At 70.1% G+C, this 15,733-nt stretch carries 10 protein-coding genes; 3 read left to right on the forward strand and 7 right to left on the reverse strand.

Annotation, left to right across the window (positions count from 1 at the left end; genetic code table 11):
• The first annotated feature begins 232 nt into the window (after window positions 1-232).
• Complete coding sequence (locus ACGFIM_RS11185; protein ID WP_393198172.1) at window positions 233-985, forward strand: NBR1-Ig-like domain-containing protein; 753 nt, start codon at window positions 233-235, stop codon at window positions 983-985.
• Here ACGFIM_RS11185 and ACGFIM_RS11190 read toward each other — a convergent pair.
• On the reverse strand, window positions 972-2,858 hold the full coding sequence (locus ACGFIM_RS11190) for an ATP-binding cassette domain-containing protein (protein ID WP_393198175.1): 1,887 nt from the start codon (window positions 2,856-2,858) through the stop codon (window positions 972-974). The two genes, ACGFIM_RS11185 and ACGFIM_RS11190, sit on opposite strands and share 14 nt — an antisense overlap.
• 492 nt (window positions 2,859-3,350) lie before the next feature.
• Here ACGFIM_RS11190 and ACGFIM_RS11195 point away from each other — a divergent pair, with 492 nt between their 5' ends.
• Entirely contained in the window at window positions 3,351-3,872 is a 522-nt protein-coding gene (locus tag ACGFIM_RS11195) for a snapalysin family zinc-dependent metalloprotease (protein WP_393198178.1), read from the forward strand.
• A gap of 1,270 nt (window positions 3,873-5,142) precedes the next feature.
• Here the strand turns inward: ACGFIM_RS11195 and ACGFIM_RS11200 are convergent.
• Window positions 5,143-7,686, reverse strand: a complete 2,544-nt coding sequence (locus ACGFIM_RS11200) for a glycoside hydrolase family 3 N-terminal domain-containing protein (RefSeq protein WP_393198181.1) — start codon at window positions 7,684-7,686, stop codon at window positions 5,143-5,145.
• A 575-nt stretch (window positions 7,687-8,261) separates the two neighbouring features.
• Here ACGFIM_RS11200 and ACGFIM_RS11205 point away from each other — a divergent pair.
• Window positions 8,262-8,675 carry a peptidase inhibitor family I36 protein gene (locus tag ACGFIM_RS11205; protein ID WP_393198184.1) on the forward strand — a complete coding sequence of 138 codons (414 nt, stop codon included), beginning with the start codon at window positions 8,262-8,264 and terminating at the stop codon, window positions 8,673-8,675.
• Window positions 8,676-8,747: 72 nt separating this feature from the next.
• Here the strand turns inward: ACGFIM_RS11205 and ACGFIM_RS11210 are convergent, their stop codons facing one another.
• The 5 genes from ACGFIM_RS11210 to ACGFIM_RS11230 all read right to left on the reverse strand — a co-directional run bounded on the left by ACGFIM_RS11210 (window position 8,748) and on the right by ACGFIM_RS11230 (window position 15,673).
• Window positions 8,748-10,451 (reverse strand): ABC transporter family substrate-binding protein, encoded by a 1,704-nt coding sequence (locus ACGFIM_RS11210; RefSeq protein WP_393198187.1) that lies wholly within the window; start codon window positions 10,449-10,451, stop codon window positions 8,748-8,750.
• The gene (locus tag ACGFIM_RS11215) at window positions 10,448-12,517 is read right to left on the reverse strand and encodes a dipeptide ABC transporter ATP-binding protein (protein WP_393198190.1); all 2,070 of its coding nucleotides are present in this window, start codon (window positions 12,515-12,517) and stop codon (window positions 10,448-10,450) included. Before ACGFIM_RS11215 ends, ACGFIM_RS11210 begins: the two co-directional genes overlap by 4 nt.
• Window positions 12,514-13,359, reverse strand: a complete 846-nt coding sequence (locus tag ACGFIM_RS11220) for an ABC transporter permease (RefSeq protein ID WP_393198193.1) — start codon at window positions 13,357-13,359, stop codon at window positions 12,514-12,516. Before ACGFIM_RS11220 ends, ACGFIM_RS11215 begins: the two co-directional genes overlap by 4 nt.
• A gap of 1 nt (window position 13,360) precedes the next feature.
• Window positions 13,361-14,338: an ABC transporter permease gene (locus ACGFIM_RS11225; RefSeq protein WP_393198196.1), complete on the reverse strand. Its 978-nt coding sequence runs from the start codon at window positions 14,336-14,338 to the stop codon at window positions 13,361-13,363.
• Between the two features lie 354 nt (window positions 14,339-14,692).
• Window positions 14,693-15,673: a phosphotransferase family protein gene (locus ACGFIM_RS11230; RefSeq protein WP_393198199.1), complete on the reverse strand. Its 981-nt coding sequence runs from the start codon at window positions 15,671-15,673 to the stop codon at window positions 14,693-14,695.
• Between the last annotated feature and the right edge of the window lie 60 nt (window positions 15,674-15,733).

Consider the following 15,733-nt stretch of genomic DNA (forward strand, 5'->3'; position numbering starts at 1 on the left):
CGGTCCAGTGACGGCCGGTGCCGAGGCGACCGGTCCCCTGACAGCCGAACCCGAGACGACCGGTCCCCCGACGACCGAACCCGAGACGACCGGTCCCCTGACGACCGAACCCGAGACGGCCAGTCCCCCGACAGCCGAACCCGAGACGACCGGTCCCCTGACGACCGAACCCGAGACGGCCAGTCCCCCGACAGCCGAACCCGAGACGACCGGTCCCGAGGCGGCCAAACCCGTGACGGACGGCCCCCTGACGACCGAACCCGAGACGGCCAGTCCCCCGGCGGCCGGTGTCGAGGTGGTCAGTGCCGTATCTGGAGTCGACGGGCAGGGTGGGTCCTCCGGTGCGGGCGCGGCCCTTTCCGGCGACAAACCAGCCCGTGCCTCCACCCGCGAGACCCTCACGCCCGGCCCGGAGGCGGGGCCGTGCGGGCGCAGGGCCCTCCTGGCGGCGGGCATCGCCGCGGCGGGCGTGGTGGCGGTGCTGGTGGGATGGCTGCTGCCGACGGTGACCGATGACGGGTCGTCGCGGGCCGCGCCCACGGAGGCCGCCACGACCGGGACGGCCGCGCCCACGGCGACGGCCACCCCTGCGACGACCCCGGGCACGACACCGGCGGCGGAGCAAACGCCGGCCGCGTCGGCCTCGCCGCGCGACGACTCGGTGTTCGAGCAGGACGTGACCTACCCCGACGGCAGCGTCGTGCGGGCGGGCCAGCGGTTCGACAAGACCTGGCGGATCAGGAACGCCGGCGAGGTGCACTGGCACGACCGCTACCTCACCCGCATGAACGACACCCCCTGCAAGGCCCCCAAGCGGGTGGGGATCGGCCCGGTGCGCCCGGGCGAGTCGGTGGACATCACCGTACGGGTGCGCGCCGCCAAGTCGCCCGGCCGCTGCAAGATCTATTGGAAGATGACCGACGAGGACGGCACCCCGCTGCTGGCCGACAAGCGGCCCATCTTCCTCGACGTCACCGTCGCCTGAACACGGCGGTCATCGATAGGCGGCCGCCTGGAGGGTGTAGAGGTCGGCGTAGAGGCCCCCGAGCGCCATGAGCGTGTCGTGGTCGCCCTCCTCGGTGACCCGCCCGTGGTCGAGCACGTAGATGCGGTCGGCGTAGCGCACGCTGGCCAGCCGGTGCGTGATGAGCAGCACCGTACGGCCGTCGGAGTGCGCGCGGACCCGCTCGAAGAGGGCGTGTTCGGCGCGAGCATCGAGGGCGGCGGTCGGCTCGTCGCAGATGAGCAGGAGGGCGTCGCGGTGGAACCCCCCTGGCCACGGCGATGCGCTGCCATTGCCCGCCGGACAGCTCGTGACCGTCTTTGAACCGGCGGTCGAGCAGGGTGCGGTAGCCGTGGGGCAGCTCGGCGATGACCTGGTCGGCACCGGCGACCGAGGCGGCGGCGTGGAGGGCGGGCTCGCCCTTGTCGGTGCCCATCGTGATGTTGTAGCGGGCGGCGAGCGGCCAGCGGGTGTGGTCCTGCGCGATGACGGCGGTGCGCAGGCGCAGCTCGTCGGGGCTGACCTCGCGCAGGTCGGTGTCGTCCCAGCGGACGGTGCCGCTGTCGGGCTCGTAGAGACCGGCGAGGATCTTGGCCAGGGTGGTCTTGCCGGAGCCGTTCTCACCGACGAACGCGATCACCTCCCCCTGCTTGATCTCGATCGACACCCCTTGCAGGGCCGGGCGGTCGGCGCCGGGGTAGGTGAAGGTGACATCGTCGGCCGTGATGGCGGAGAAGCGGTCGGGGGCGGGCCGGGGGCGGGGGCGGGTGACCCGGCGTTCGGCCTCGGCGCAGAAGTCGAGGAAGTCGGTGAAGTACAGGCCCTGCTCGTAGAGGCGGTTGGTGGCGTACATGAGGGTGGCGAGCGACGTCTTGCCGGAGCGGATGGCGAGGACGGCGGTGCCGGCGACGGCGAGCGGGATGGCGCCGATCGCCAGCAGGACGCCGAGCGCGACGTAGACGAGCGCGGTGCCGATGCCGCCGAGGGCGTCGCCGACCAGCCTGGCCATGGTCTGGCGGCGGGCGAGGCGCAGCAGGACGTCTTGCTGGGCGCGGGCGACGATGTCGTACATGCGCAGCAGGAAGTCGCGCATGGAGAACGAGCGCACCTCGGCGGCGCAGGAACGGCTGGCCATGAGGTCGCCGATGATCCATTTACGGCGGGACGCCGGGATCAGGGAGTACATGGTGGAGTAGCGCATGCGGGCGCTGCGCACCGCCGCCCAGGCGTCGGGCAGGACGGCGAGCAGCAGCAGCGGGAGCAGAACGGGGTGGAGCACGCCGAGCACGCCGGCGGCGGCGCCGATGCCGATGACGGCGGTGACGACGTCGATGGCCGAGCTGACCACGGAGTCGGGCACGGCCACGCCGCGCGATGTGGCGCGTTCCAAGGAGTCGTGGAAGTCGGGGTCGTCGGAGGCGACGAGCTCCACCTGGCTGGTCAGGCCGTACAGGCGTTCCTCGGTGTGGCGGGCGATCTGCGGGGTGAGCCGGGACGCCGCCCAGCCCGCCCCCGCCTGGACGGCGCTGCGCAGCACGGCGGCGGCGCCGACGAGGGCGAGGCTGGGCAGCGCGGCCATGACGCGGTCGGGGGTGGGGCCTTCGCTGAACAGCGCGGTCAGCACGCCGGTGGTGGCCAGCAGGCCGAACGCGGTGAACACGCCGCCGAGCAGATTGAGCACGACGGTGGCCAGGGTGTCACGGGGACTCGCCTGCCAGGCGATGCGCAGGGCCTGGCCGACGAGCGACGGCAGACGTCTGGCGATGGTCAGGAAGCCGACCTCCGCCATCTTGTCGGTGTGGACGCTCCAGCTGGGGAGGGCTAGTTCGCCGATGTCGAGCGACTCGTTCTGCATGCTCCGAGTGTGGACGCGACCACTGACAGTTTTCGATGACTGCGGAGCGCGGCTTTTGTGAGGAGTTCGCCAGGAGCCAGAGGGCTTGTCATATGCGTTTCATGTTCGCTCGACTGTCAAGCTGAATGTCGTAATGCTCCGCGCGATTTGACTCCCGTTTCCCCTTTTAAGCAGACCAGAGGCTTTGTCCGTGAATGAATCGATTCATGGAAGCGGAGCATGCCACGGAAACTCACAGTCGAATGGGCCGGACGCGCAGAAACCCGGGCACGGCACCGGGTACGCCGCCTCCGCGCGACCGGCAGGATCGGCTCGACCGCCCCGAACTCCGCACTCGTGAACAACCCGTGCGGCGTCGACATCACGTTCAAAACGCCAGTTGATCCGCTGATCGGGGCCATATCACGGCGATAGGAGCAACTTGGTACCTCTTCCGGAGGTCGGTGGCGCGCATACCGTCACAACACCCCCAACTTCCCCGGAGGAGGCTCCGTGACCAAACGCCTTCGCATCGTCCTGTCCGCCGTGCTCAGCCTGGCGTTCCTGCTCGTCACCGCCCCCGCGCAGGCCGCCGCCCTCGTCACGGTCATCCGGTACGACGCGAGCCGCGCCGCCGAGTTCAGCGCCACCATCGATCAGGCGGCGCAGGTCTGGAACGCCGGCGTCTCGAACGTACGGCTGGTCCGCGGCACGCCCGCCCACTTCACCGTGCTCGCCGACAACGGCTGGCCCCGCACCCTGCCCACCAGCCTGGGGCGCGGCACCGTCTGGATGGGCCGGCAGGCCGTGGACCAGGGCTACTACCCCCTGCGCATCGCCACCCACGAGATCGGCCACATCCTCGGCCTGCCCGACCGGCGCACGGGCCTGTGCAGCGACCTGATGTCGGGGTCCAGCGCGCCGGTGAGCTGCCAGAACGCGAACCCGAGCGCGGCCGAACGCGCCGAGGTGGACCGCAACTTCGCCGGCGCCACGCCCCAGGTGACGTTCGGCACCCTCCACGTCGACCGCTGACCCCGCACCGGCCCACCGCCCCCGCCGAACCGCCCCACCGGGCACCGGCACCCCAGGCGTACCGCTCCACCGGGCACCGGTGCCCCAGGCGAACCGCTCCGCCAAGCACCGGCACCCCCGGGCGAACCGCTCCGCCAGGCACCGGCGCGCCACCCGACCGCGACGGGGCGCCCCGCCGCACTGAAGGCGCCCCGCCGCAGCCTGCCGGTCCGAGCGCACCGCTTCGCTCGGGGCGACACGTCGCAGCCGTCCACAGTCCAAGCACCGCCGACCCGCCGCACTCCGGCCCGCCACAGTCCGGGACGGCCACAGTCCGGGACGTCCACAGGACGCGAGCCGGCGAGCGGCTGATCGCCGTACGACGGACAGGCGCCGCACGCCAACCGCCCGCGAGGGGCCGAAGGACACCGCGGACCGAACCGGCCAGCCCCACATGCGTGGACAGCGCAGACCGTCGTCGAACACGTCGAGCCGCAGCCCCAGGCCGAGCACGGGGTACGACGAGCGCGGGACGCGTCGAGCGCAGGACGTGCCGAGCGCAGGACGTGCCGAGCGCAGGACGTGCCGAGCCCGGGACGTGCGAGCGCGGGGTGCGGGCCGGCCTCACGCCCCACGCCCAACTGAACGCTCACGCCGGGCAAGCGGCACGGCGCGAAAGCGGTAGGCGGCGGGAGCGGTGGGTTGTAGGGACGGTGGGCTTGCCGCATGAGCCCTCCGCTCGCCGGCATGCCGCGACGGGTCCCGGCCCGTGGCCGTAGCACGCTCTCCAGCCGGTCGGCGTGACGAGCGCGCCCTCAAGCTCGCGGGCACACCACGCACCCGCCTTGGCGGTACGCCACACGCCACAGCCCGCCACCGAAACGAGCGCGCCTCACCTCCCACGCGCACCACACACACCGCCCTAGCGGCACGCCACACGCCACAGCCCGCCACAGGTGCGGTGCGCGTGGGGCTGTGGCACGCGCGGCGGGCTTGCGGGTGCGGTGCGCGTGGGGCTGTGGCAGGTGCGGCGAGCCTGTTGATGTAGCGCCGCGGCACGTGCGGCAGGCCCGTGAGCAGGGCGCGCCGGCTCGCCGACGAGCTGAGGCGTGTGCCATGCCGCCAAGGCGGGTGCGTGGGGCGCGTGCGAGGTGAGGCGTACTCGTTCCGCAGGTCCGCGGGCGTGCCACGGCCCGGCGCGCCGCGCCCGTGGACGTGACCTGGGCCCATCGCACGTGTCCTGACCCCTCGGGGTGCCCCGGCCCGCGGGCCATTTCCGAGGGGGGCGGGTTCAGGTGCAGGTGTACGACGAGGGGAGGGAGCCGTCGGTGCCGGGGCGGGTGGCTTGGAAGCCGAACGACGTGCTCTCCCCCACCCCCAGGGTGCCGTTGTGCGGGGCGTTGCGGGCGGTGACGGTGTCCCCGCTGACGCTCACCTCGGCGTTCCATGAGCCGGTGATCGTGTGCCCGGCGGGGAGGGTGAAGGTGACGGTCCAGGACGTCCGGGGTGAGGTGCCGGTGTTGGCGACGGCGGCCTGGATGACGTACCCGGTGTCCCACTGGCTCTGTGTGGACGGCGTGACGGTGCAGCCGGAGCCGGTACCGCCGCCGGTTGTGGTGACGGTGACGGTGCCGGAGCGGGGTGAGCGGTTGCCGGCGGCGTCCCTGGCGTAGACGGCGAAGGTGTAGGAGGTGTCCGGGGACAGGCCGGTGATGGTGGCGGAGGTGGTGGTGACGGAGGCCGCCGGTGTCTCGGCGGTGCCCTGTAAGCGGACCACGTCGTACCCGGTCACGCCGGCGTCGTCGGTGGCGGCGTCCCAGGTGAGGGTGACCGAGGTGGAGGTGACGCCGGAGGCGGTGGGGGTGCCGGGCGCGGTGGGCGGGGTGGTGTCGTCCTCTCCGCCGCCCGGCTCGTACGTGAGCCCGAACCCCTGCGGGAAGAGCGGCGTCTTGCCGTCTCCGGCGTTGATGGGCTGCTGGGAGGCGCTGTTCATCCAGGTCATGGGCAGCTTCCCGGTCGGCTGGACGACGCCGAACAGCACGTCGGCCACGCCCTGCCCCTCGGTGCCCGGCAGCCAGGCGGCGACCAGGGCGTCCCAGTCCGGGAGCTGCGCGGCGATGTCGAGCGGCCGTCCCGAGACGAGCACCACGACGACGGGAACGCCGGCGGCCCGCAGGTTGGCGATGGTGCGGAGGTCTTCGGAGTCGAGGCCGAGGTCGCCCGGCCGGTCGCCCTGGGTTTCGGCGTACGGGGTCTCGCCCACGACCGCGATGGCCACCCGGTACGAGCCGTCGATGCCGCTGCCGTCGCGGCTGTAGGTGACGGTGGCGCCGGAGCCCACGGTGTTGCGAATGCCCTCCAGGATCGTGGTGCCGGTGGTGATGTCGCCGGACGAGCCCTGCCAGGAGATCGTCCAGCCGCCGCTCTGGTTGCCGATGTCGTCGGCGCTCTTGCCGGCCACGAAGATCTTCCCGCCGGATCTGGCGAGCGGCAGCAGCCCGCCGTCGTTCTTCAGGACGACCTGCGACTTGGCGACGGCCTCGCGGGCCAGCTCCCGGTGCTCGGCGCTGCCCACGGTGGAGGTGTACGAGCGGTCGGTGAGCGGCTTCTCGAACAGTCCGAGCTCGAACTTCTTGGTCAGGATGCGGCGTACCGCGTCGTCGATCCGTTCCGTGCTGACGCGCCCTGCCTGTACCTCGGCGCGCAGCAGCTCGATGAAGCTCCGCCACTCGGTGGGCACCATCGCCATGTCGATGCCGGCGTTGATGGCGGTGCGCACGTCGAGCGCGGAGGTGCCGGGCGAGCCGTCGATCTGGTCGATGCCGTTCCAGTCGGAGACCACGAACCCGTCGAAGCCCAGCTCGCCCTTGAGCACGTCGGTGATGAGGTAACGGTGCCCGTGCACCTTGGTGCCGTTCCAGCTGCTGAACGAGATCATCACCGAGCCGACGCCGCGCTCCACGGCCTCCTGGAACGGCGGCAGGTGGATCGCCCGCAGCTCGGCCTCCGACAGCCGGGTGTCGCCCTGGTCGACGCCGCCCTCGGTGCCGCCGTCGCCGATGTAGTGCTTGGCGGTGGCGAGCACGGATGCGGGGCCGTCCAGCGTGTCGCCCTGGAACCCGGTGATGATGGAGGCCATCGAGGAGGGCAGGTCGGGGGTCTCGCCGAAGGACTCGTACGTGCGGCCCCACCGGTCGTTGCGGGCCACGCACAGGCAGGGGGCGAAGTTCCAGTCGATGCCGGTGCCGGACACCTCTTCGGCGACGGCGCGGCCGATGCGCTGGACGAGGTCGGGGTCGCGGGTGGCGCCGAGCCCGATGTTGTGCGGGAAGATCGTGGCGCCGACGACGTTGTTGTGCCCGTGCACGGCGTCCACGCCGTAGATGAGCGGGATGCCGAGCGGGGTGGCCAGGGCGGCGTTCTGGAAGCCGTCGTACATGTCGGCCCAGGAGGCGGGCGTGTTCGGCGTGGGGGCCGAGCCGCCGCCCGACAGCACCGAGCCGAGCCGGTACGCGGTGATGTCGGACGCGCTGACCGAGCCGCGTTCGGCCTGGGTCATCTGGCCCAGCTTCTCGTCCAGCGACATCCTCGCCATGAGGTCGTCGACCCGGGCGTCGATCGGGAGGCTCGGGTCCTGGTACGGCAGTGCCGCCGCCCCGGCCGCGGGGACCGCCGCCGCGACCGCCGTGGCGGGCACGGTCAGGTTCGCGGCGACCAGCGCGAGGACGGCGGCGATCTCCCTCCGCCTCCGGCTCGGACGCCGGCCGTGCGTCCGTTGCCGGCCCGCCTGCCATCCGTGCGGCCGCGCGCCGCCCGGCTGTGGGGCGCCCGGCAACGGGTGACCCGGCGACGGCTCGCCCTGCGACGGGTGACCCGGCGACGGCTCGCCTTGCGTCGGGTGGCCAGGCGACGGCTCGCCCTGCGACGGGTGACCCGGCGTCGGGTGACCCGGCGTCGGGTGGCCCAGCGACGGGTGGCCCTGCGGCGAGTCCGTCCGTTTGAGGACCCGCCGCAGGCCGGTCCGCCATCGGCCCATCCACGTCGGAACCGTCCGCTTCCTACTCGGGTTGCTGCTCATCGCACGCTGCTCCGGCTGGCTCGAAGGGATGTGGGAGCGCTCCCACCGCACTGTAGGACACGATCCCGAAGTTTCCCCGCCGCGCGCGGAGCGCCGCCCCGGCGAGGGCGGGCACCAGCGGAAACGGGCCGTATGCCGGTGAAACTTTCAGATCCTCTTGACCGGCCGACAGGTCGCCGCGCCCCGGCCCGTCCACGCGGCGCGCGGGCGTGGCACCGGCGCACCAGGGCGGACGCGGAGAGCGGGCCGGCGCCGCGAAATCGATCTCTTTCCGAACAAGATCGCGCCGTGTATGTTCGGGAGTGAAAGAAAGTTTCACCCTTGGAGGAAGTGTGGGCAAGAAGCTTCAGCTGCTGGCGTTACCGCTCGCCGCCGCCGTCGTGGCCGCGCTCGGAACGCCGGCTCAGGCCGCCGAGGGCTACGACCGGTGCCAGGAGGGCTACTACTGCATGTTCTCCGGCCTCGACGGCACCGGGGACATCATCCAGATCAACGCCGACACCCCCGACCTGGCCGCGCTGGGCATGGCCGACCGCGCCAAGTCCGACTGGAACCGGACCGACTCCTTCATCTACCTGTTCTCCGAGGCGAACTACGGCGGCTGCGCCGCCGTCACCCAGCCCAGGGACAAGGGCAACTTCTTCCCCACCTACCGCGACTTCTTCGACTCCGTACGCTTCGACGGCCCCGGCGGCCCGTCCTGCGGCATCACGCTCAAGGGCGGCGCCGCCGACTCGCACGGGTGAACCTCCGGAAAACGGGGCGACCCCCGGCCGGAGAAGTCCCGGCCGGGGGTCGCCCGTTTCACGTGAGAGGGCTCACTCGGTGAAGCCGACCTCGGTCCAGTCGTAGGTCTTGTAACCCTCGGCACCCAGGTTGGCCAGCGTCTTCTTGGCGGCCTGGATGTCCGGGCGCTGGTACAGCGGGATCGTGTGCACCATGTCCCAGATCATCTTGTCGGCGATGTTCGCCTTCTCGATGGCCTTCTGCGGGTCCATCTCGCCGACGGCGTCCTCGATGGCGGCGTCGAGCTCAGGGTTCTCCGACTTCGGGAAGTTGCTCTCGGAGCCGGTCTTGTAGATCTGCGGCAGCGCGCCGATCGGCAGCGGCGTGCCGATCCAGGAGAACGGCACCAGGTCGAAGTCGCCCTTGATGACGTAGTCCGTGAAGAACTTGTCGTCCGGCACCGCGCGGATGTTCAGCTTGATGCCGACTTCCTGGAGCATCGCCTGGGTCAGCTCGCCCTCGGTCTTGGCGTACGGCACGCCCGCCGGCACCACGAAGGACAGCTCGAACTCCTTGCCGTCCTTCTTGCGGGTCTGGCCCTCGAGCTTCCAGCCGGCGGCGTCGAGGAGCTGCTTGGCCTTCTCCGGGTTGTACTTGCCGAGGTCGCCGGAGTTGTCGACGTACCCCTTGTGGTTGTTCATGAAGATGTGGTTGCCGAGCGTCTGCAGCGGCCAGTCCATGTCCTTGAGGTCGGACTGCGTGATCACGTCACGGTTGATCGCGTACTGCACGGCCTGGCGGACCGACTTGTCCTTCAGGAACTCGCTCTGGTTGTTGACGGTGATGTGCCGCCAGTTGGGGCTGAGCGCCTTGCGGATGTCGGCGTTCGGCACCTCCTTGGCGCGCTTGAGGTCCGCGGGGCTGCCCGGCGGGATCTCCACCATGTCGAGCTCGCCGTTGGCGAAGGCGTTGACCTGCGCGGTGGGCGTCTCGATGGTACGGAAGATGACCTTGTCGAGCTTGGCCTTCCTGCCCCACCACTTGTCGTCGCGCACGACGGTCAGCGTCTTGGTGCCCTCGTCGATCTTCTCGATCTTGAAGGGGCCCGCGGTGACCGGAACCTTCTGCAGCCAGTCCTTCTCGAAGGTCTCAGGCGAGTCCATGTGCTTGGCCGGCATGAGCGGCGAGAACAGGCCCTGCCACTCCGGGTAGGTCTTGGCGAAGGTGACGACGACGACCTTGTCGGAGTCGCCCTTCTCGACCGACTCGATGCGGTCGTAGCCGTCGGTGGAGGTCGGCTTGTACTTCTTGTTCTCGCCGTTGCTGGACTTCCAGATCGCCTCGAAGTCCTTCCACGTGATCGGCGTGCCGTCCGACCACTGGGCCTTGTCGTTGATCGTGTAGGTGATGACCTGCTTGCCCGACGACTGGTCGAGCTTGACGTCGGTCACGTAGTCCTGGTTCGGCGTGAAGTTGGCCTCTTCGTCCGACACCATCACCGTCGGCAGGAAGGTGTCACGCATCGTCGAGGTGTCGGCCTGGTTGCCGTCGACGTGGTAGGGGTTCCACTGGCTCGGCCACTGACCGATGGGGAGGGTGAGGGTACCGCCGTCCTTCACCTGCTCGTACGGGACGGGGTTGATGCTGATGGACGGGGTCTCCGCCATCTGCTGCTGTGCCTGCTGCGACTGCTCGGCGCTCGGCTGCTTGCTCTCCGAGCCGCCGCCGCCACCACAGGCAGCCACGGCCATGGCCAGGACCGCCAGCCCAGCGGCCGCACGGTGATGAACCTTCACTCTTCCTCCTGATTGTCCGAGGCCGTGATGACCTCGACTTCCTCCGCGTAGTGGCAGGCGGCACCGTGGTCGACGGCGCTCGTCAGCCGGGTGACCGAAGGCTCCTCCTCCACACACCGCTGTCGCTCGGCCTCGCTGAGCCGGGCGAACTTGGGGCAGCGGGTGCGGAACCTGCAGCCAGACGGCGGGTCGGCCGGACTGGGCAGGTCGCCTTCGAGCAGGATCCGCTTGCGGGTGCGTTCCTTCTCTGGGTCGGGGAGCGGGATCGCCGACAGCAGTGCCTGCGTGTACGGATGCGCAGGCCGGTCGTAGACGTTCTCGACCGCGCCGATCTCGGCGATCCTTCCGAGGTACATGACGGCCACCCGGTCGGCCAGGTGCCGTACCACCGCCAAGTCGTGTGCCACGAACAGGTAGGACAGGCCCAACCTGTTCTTCAGCTCCTCCAGCAGGTTGATCACACCTGCCTGGATGGAGACGTCGAGTGCCGAGACGGGCTCGTCGAGGACGAGCAGCTTCGGCTCGAGGGCCAGCGCGCGGGCGATGCCGATGCGCTGGCGCTGGCCGCCGGAGAACTGCTGCGGGTAGCGCTCGGCGTGCTCCGGTGCGAGGCCGACGAGCTGCAGCAGCTCGGCGACCTTGGCGGAGACGTCCTTCTTGCCGTGCGCGCGCAGCGGCTCGGCGATGATGTCACCGATCGGCATGCGCGGGTCGAGCGCCGCCATCGGGTCCTGGAAGACGATCTGCAGGTCGCGGCGGAGCGCCTGGCGCGCGGCCTTGTCCAGCTTGGCGCTGTCCTTGCCGAGCACCACCACGCGGCCGTCCTGCGGCGGCGTGAGCTGCATGATCTGCTGCAGCGTGGTGGTCTTGCCGCAGCCGGACTCGCCGACCAGGGCCAGCGTCTCGCCTTCGGCGATGTCGAAGCTGATGCCGTCCACGGCGTAGACCGTGCCGACGCGGCGCTTGAAGATGGCGCCCTTCATCAGCGGGTAGTGCCGCTTGAGCCCGTCCAGCTCCAGCACCGTGGGGCGCTGATCACGCGGCACGCGGACGACGTCGCTCGGCGGGATGACCGGGACGGGGAACACGTCCGCGCCGGTCAGGCCCTTGTGCTCGATCTCGTGCGCGCGGATGCAGGCCACGTGGCGTCCCCCCTCGATCGGGGTGAGCGGCGGCTCTTCCTCCTCGCACATGTCCACCTTCATCGGGCAGCGCGGTGCGAACGGGCAGCCCGGCGGCAGCGAGGCGGGCGAGGGCGGGTTGCCCTCGATGGGCACCAGCGGCCCCTCCTCGCCGTCCACCCGGGGGATCGAGGCGAGCAGGCCCATCGTGTACGGCATGCGCGGCCGGTAGTAGATGTCGTCCACCGAGCCCTGCTCGACCGGGCGGCCCGCGTACATGACGAGCACCCGGTCGGCCATGCCGGCGACGACGCCGAGGTCGTGGGTGATCATCACGATGCCGGCGCCGGTCTCCTGCTGCGCGGTCTTGAGCACCTCCAGGACCTGCGCCTGGATGGTGACGTCGAGCGCGGTGGTCGGCTCGTCGCAGATCAGCAGGTCGGGGTCGTTGGCGATGGCCATGGCGATCATCGCGCGCTGGCGCATGCCGCCGGAGAACTCGTGCGGGAACGACTTGGCCCGCAGCTGCGGGTTGGGGATGCCGACCAGGTCGAGCAGGTCCACCGCGCGCTTGGCCGCCTTGTCCTTGGACACCTTCTGGTGGATGCGGACGGCCTCGGCGATCTGGTCGCCGATCGTGTAGACGGGGGTGAAGGCGGACAGCGGATCCTGGAAGATCATGCTGATCGCCTTGCCGCGTACCTTGACCAGCTCGTCTTCCGGCATGCCGAGCAGCTCTTGGCCGTGCAGCTTGACCGAGCCGTCCACCACCGCGTCGCGCGGCAGCAGGCCCATGACGGCCAGCGACGTCACGGACTTGCCGGAGCCGGACTCGCCCACGATGCCGAGCACCTCGCCGCGCTCGACCTCGTAGCTGACGCCGCGCACGGCCTCGATGCCGCCGGGGAAGGTGACGGTGAGGTCCTTGACCTCCAAGATGCTCACGAGTTGCTCCCCGGGTCGAGTGCGTCACGCAGCCCGTCGCCGATCAGGTTCACGCTGAGCACCAACGCGACCAGCAGGCCGGCGGGGAAGGCGAACAGCCACGGGTAGCCGGTGGCGTTGCCGGAGCCGAGCGCGATCAGCGTGCCGAGCGAGACGTCGGGCGGCTGGATGCCGAAGCCGAAGAAGGACAGCGCCGCCTCACCGATGATCGCGCCACTGACGTTCAGCGTGGCGTCGATGATCAGCAGGGACGACAGGTTGGGGACGATGTGCCGGAAGATGATCTTCCAGCGCGGGATGCCCATGTAGACGGCGGCCAGGACGTACTCGCGCTCGCGCAGCGAGAGCGTCATGCTCCGCACCACCCGCGAGGTGATCATCCAGGAGAACGCGGCCAGCAGGACCACGAACCACAGCCAGGAGGCGCTGCCCTCCTTGAGCCGGGGCGAGACGATCGCGATGATCAGGAAGCTGGGCAGGACGAGGAGCAGGTCCACGCCCCACATGAGCACCTTGTCCACCCAGCCGCCGAAGTAGCCGGCGAACGCGCCGACGATGGCGGCCAGGGCCGTGGAGATCAGCGCCACCAGCAGGCCGATGACGATCGACTTCTGCATGCCGTGCAGCGTGACCGCGTACACGTCCTGGCCGATCGAGGTGGTGCCCCACCAGTGGTCGGCACTCGGCGGCTGCAGGAAGGCGAGGAAGTCCTTCTCGGTCCACTCGTACGGGCCGAAGTACGGCCCGATGTAGGCGAGGGCCACCAGCAGGATCAGCGCGAGAAGCCCGTACCGGGCCTGCTTGTTGCGGTAGAGGCGCCGCAGGACGACTTTCGATCGCATCTCAGCTCACCCGCACCCGTGGATCGAGGGCCGCCACCAGCACGTCCGACAGGAACGACGCGACGAGGACGCACACCGCGGCGAAGAGGGTCACCGCGGCCACGGAGTTGACGTCGTTCTGGTTGATCGAGTCGACCAGCCAGGCGCCCATGCCATGCCAGGCGAAGATCTTCTCCGTGAACGTGGCTCCGGTGAACATGGTCCCGAACGCGAACGCGAAGTACGTGGCCGACGGGATCAGCGCGGTGCGCAGCGCGTGCTTGATGAGCGCCGTCCTGCGCCGCAGGCCCTTGGCCATGGCGGTGCGCACGAAGTCCTGGTTCAGGACGTCGAGCATCATGTTGCGCTGGATCCGGCTGTAGAAGGCGATGGAGCCGAGGCTCAGTGAGATCGTGGGCAGGATGAGATGGTTCAGCCGGTTGAGGAACTGGTCCCAGCCCGACAGGCGGGGGTTGTACTCGCCGGTGTACTCGATCAGCGTGAACCCGAGCCCTCTGTTGAGGTTGTAGGTCGAGATCGCCAGCAGCGTGGCCAGCACGAACACCGGGATGGCCATGATCACGAACGAGCTGACACCTATTAACCGGTCAGTGAGCCTGTACTGCTTCACCGCTGATATCGCGCCCAGCGCCACGCCCACCGCGAACCCCAGCAGGGTGCCGATGAACAACAGCCGGAGACTCACCATGATGCGCCGGCCCATCTCGTCGTTGACCGAGCCGCCGTTCCAGGTCCTGCCGAAGTCTCCGGTGATGACCCCTGAAGCCCAGGTCACATAGCGCTGCAGCACGGGAGTCTTGTCGTTCAGGTTGTAGGCATCCAATGTGGCGTCGATGGTCGCCTCGGGGACCGGGGGCTGGCGCCCCTGGTACGACGCCCGCGGGTTCAGGGTGGTGGCCGCGAGCATGTACGCCAAGCTAGCCGCGATAGCGACCAAGATCACATTTATTGCCAACCTGCGGAGCAGGTACTTGCCCATCACTCTCCGTTCGCGCTGACCGAGGGCGCGAACTCCACGCGGAGCGGCGCCCCCTCAACGGAAAACCCATCTCACATCGCGAAATTCACGTGACGCCAAGATGACTGATCAACGCGCAGAATATAAGGAAAGGTATAACAGTCAGAATCGCGGAATATAACGTTAAGGTCACTCGCAATAGATCGCCCGGCCCGGCGCCCGGCCCCTGGTTTCGCGGGCTCACCTGCGGAAACGCGGCTGATCAGATGGCCGTCGCGGCGCCCTCCGGATGGGCTTGTGTCACAGAATCCGGACATTAATTGACGGCCCAGGCCGGTGATCCACATCATATTCGGTGACGCCTCTGTGTGAGCGTCAATCGATCTCCGCGAGCGCGGCCGCCACCTCCTCATAGGAGCGGTCCGCTTCGTCGGTCTGCCCGTGCCGGTGCCGTTCCAGCCGTACGGCACCGAGATGGCGGATCTCGTAGATCACGGAGCGCCAGACCGCCGCGGGGGTGCGGTCCGGCTCTCCATACGCCTCCCAGAACGCCAGCCGCTCGTCCTTCTTGGCGTTCGCCATCCTGATCGTCCAGTCGGCCGCCGGGTCGCCCCACCACGTACGGTCCAGGTCGAGCACCCCCGTGAGCGTCGGCTCCGGCGCGTCCTTCGCGATCATCGTGTTGACCGTCCACAGGTCGCCGGTGAGCAGGCGCGGCTCGGTGATCTCGTCGAGCACGTCGCTGCGGCTCTCCGCGAGCTCGGCGGCCTTGCGCAGGTCGGCGCCGTGCAGGCCGGCGTCCTCGGCGTCGGCGGCCAGCTCGTGGAGCGAGCCCGCCACGGCCTCGCTCCACGTCCGGTACTTCGGCGCCGCCACCGGGCCGAACCCCGGGCCGCGGATGTCATGGACCGTCCTGGTGATCTCGCCGATCCTGCGGAAGAAGCCCGTCCACGTGGGGCGCGGGTAGCCCGGCAGGCCGTCGGGCGCGGGCACGCCGTCCAGGAACGTCTGCACCATGTAGTCGCGGCCGATCAGCTCGTGCGACCAGTCCGCGGCGATGATGCGCGGCATCAGCGGGGCGATCGGCGCGAGATAGGGGGCGGTGGCGTACTCGTTGCGCATCAGCTCGCGCTCCGAGCGGGCCTGGCGGCTTGGCTCCGGCGCGAACCGCATCACGACCGGCCGCTCCCGCCCCTCGATCGTCACCCGGTACGTCGTGTTGTACATGCCGAGCCCCAGCTCGACCGCCGAGACGGCGTCGCGGCCGAACACCCGGCGCGCGATCCGCTGGATGTGGCCGGGGGTCACGGACCGCTGGAACGCCCGGGCCGGGCGGTCGATCGGCTCGAAGTGCATGCCGATCAGTATCCCGGGTCCTCCGGAACGCAGGGCTCCCAGGGCATCCACCTGCCGCCG

The sequence above is a fragment of the Nonomuraea sp. NPDC049309 genome (assembly GCF_043196965.1).
Lineage (GTDB): Bacteria > Actinomycetota > Actinomycetes > Streptosporangiales > Streptosporangiaceae > Nonomuraea > Nonomuraea fastidiosa.

Bases quoted from the DNA above. Each gene is read 5' to 3' on its own strand.
- ACGFIM_RS11190 (WP_393198175.1), bottom strand. From the start codon at position 2,858: ATGCAGAACGAGTCGCTCGACATCGGCGAACTAGCCCTCCCCAGCTGG.
- ACGFIM_RS11220 (WP_393198193.1), bottom strand. From the start codon at position 13,359: ATGCGATCGAAAGTCGTCCTGCGGCGCCTCTACCGCAACAAGCAGGCC.
- ACGFIM_RS11225 (WP_393198196.1), bottom strand. From the start codon at position 14,338: ATGGGCAAGTACCTGCTCCGCAGGTTGGCAATAAATGTGATCTTGGTC.
- ACGFIM_RS11230 (WP_393198199.1), bottom strand. From the start codon at position 15,673: ATGCACTTCGAGCCGATCGACCGCCCGGCCCGGGCGTTCCAGCGGTCC.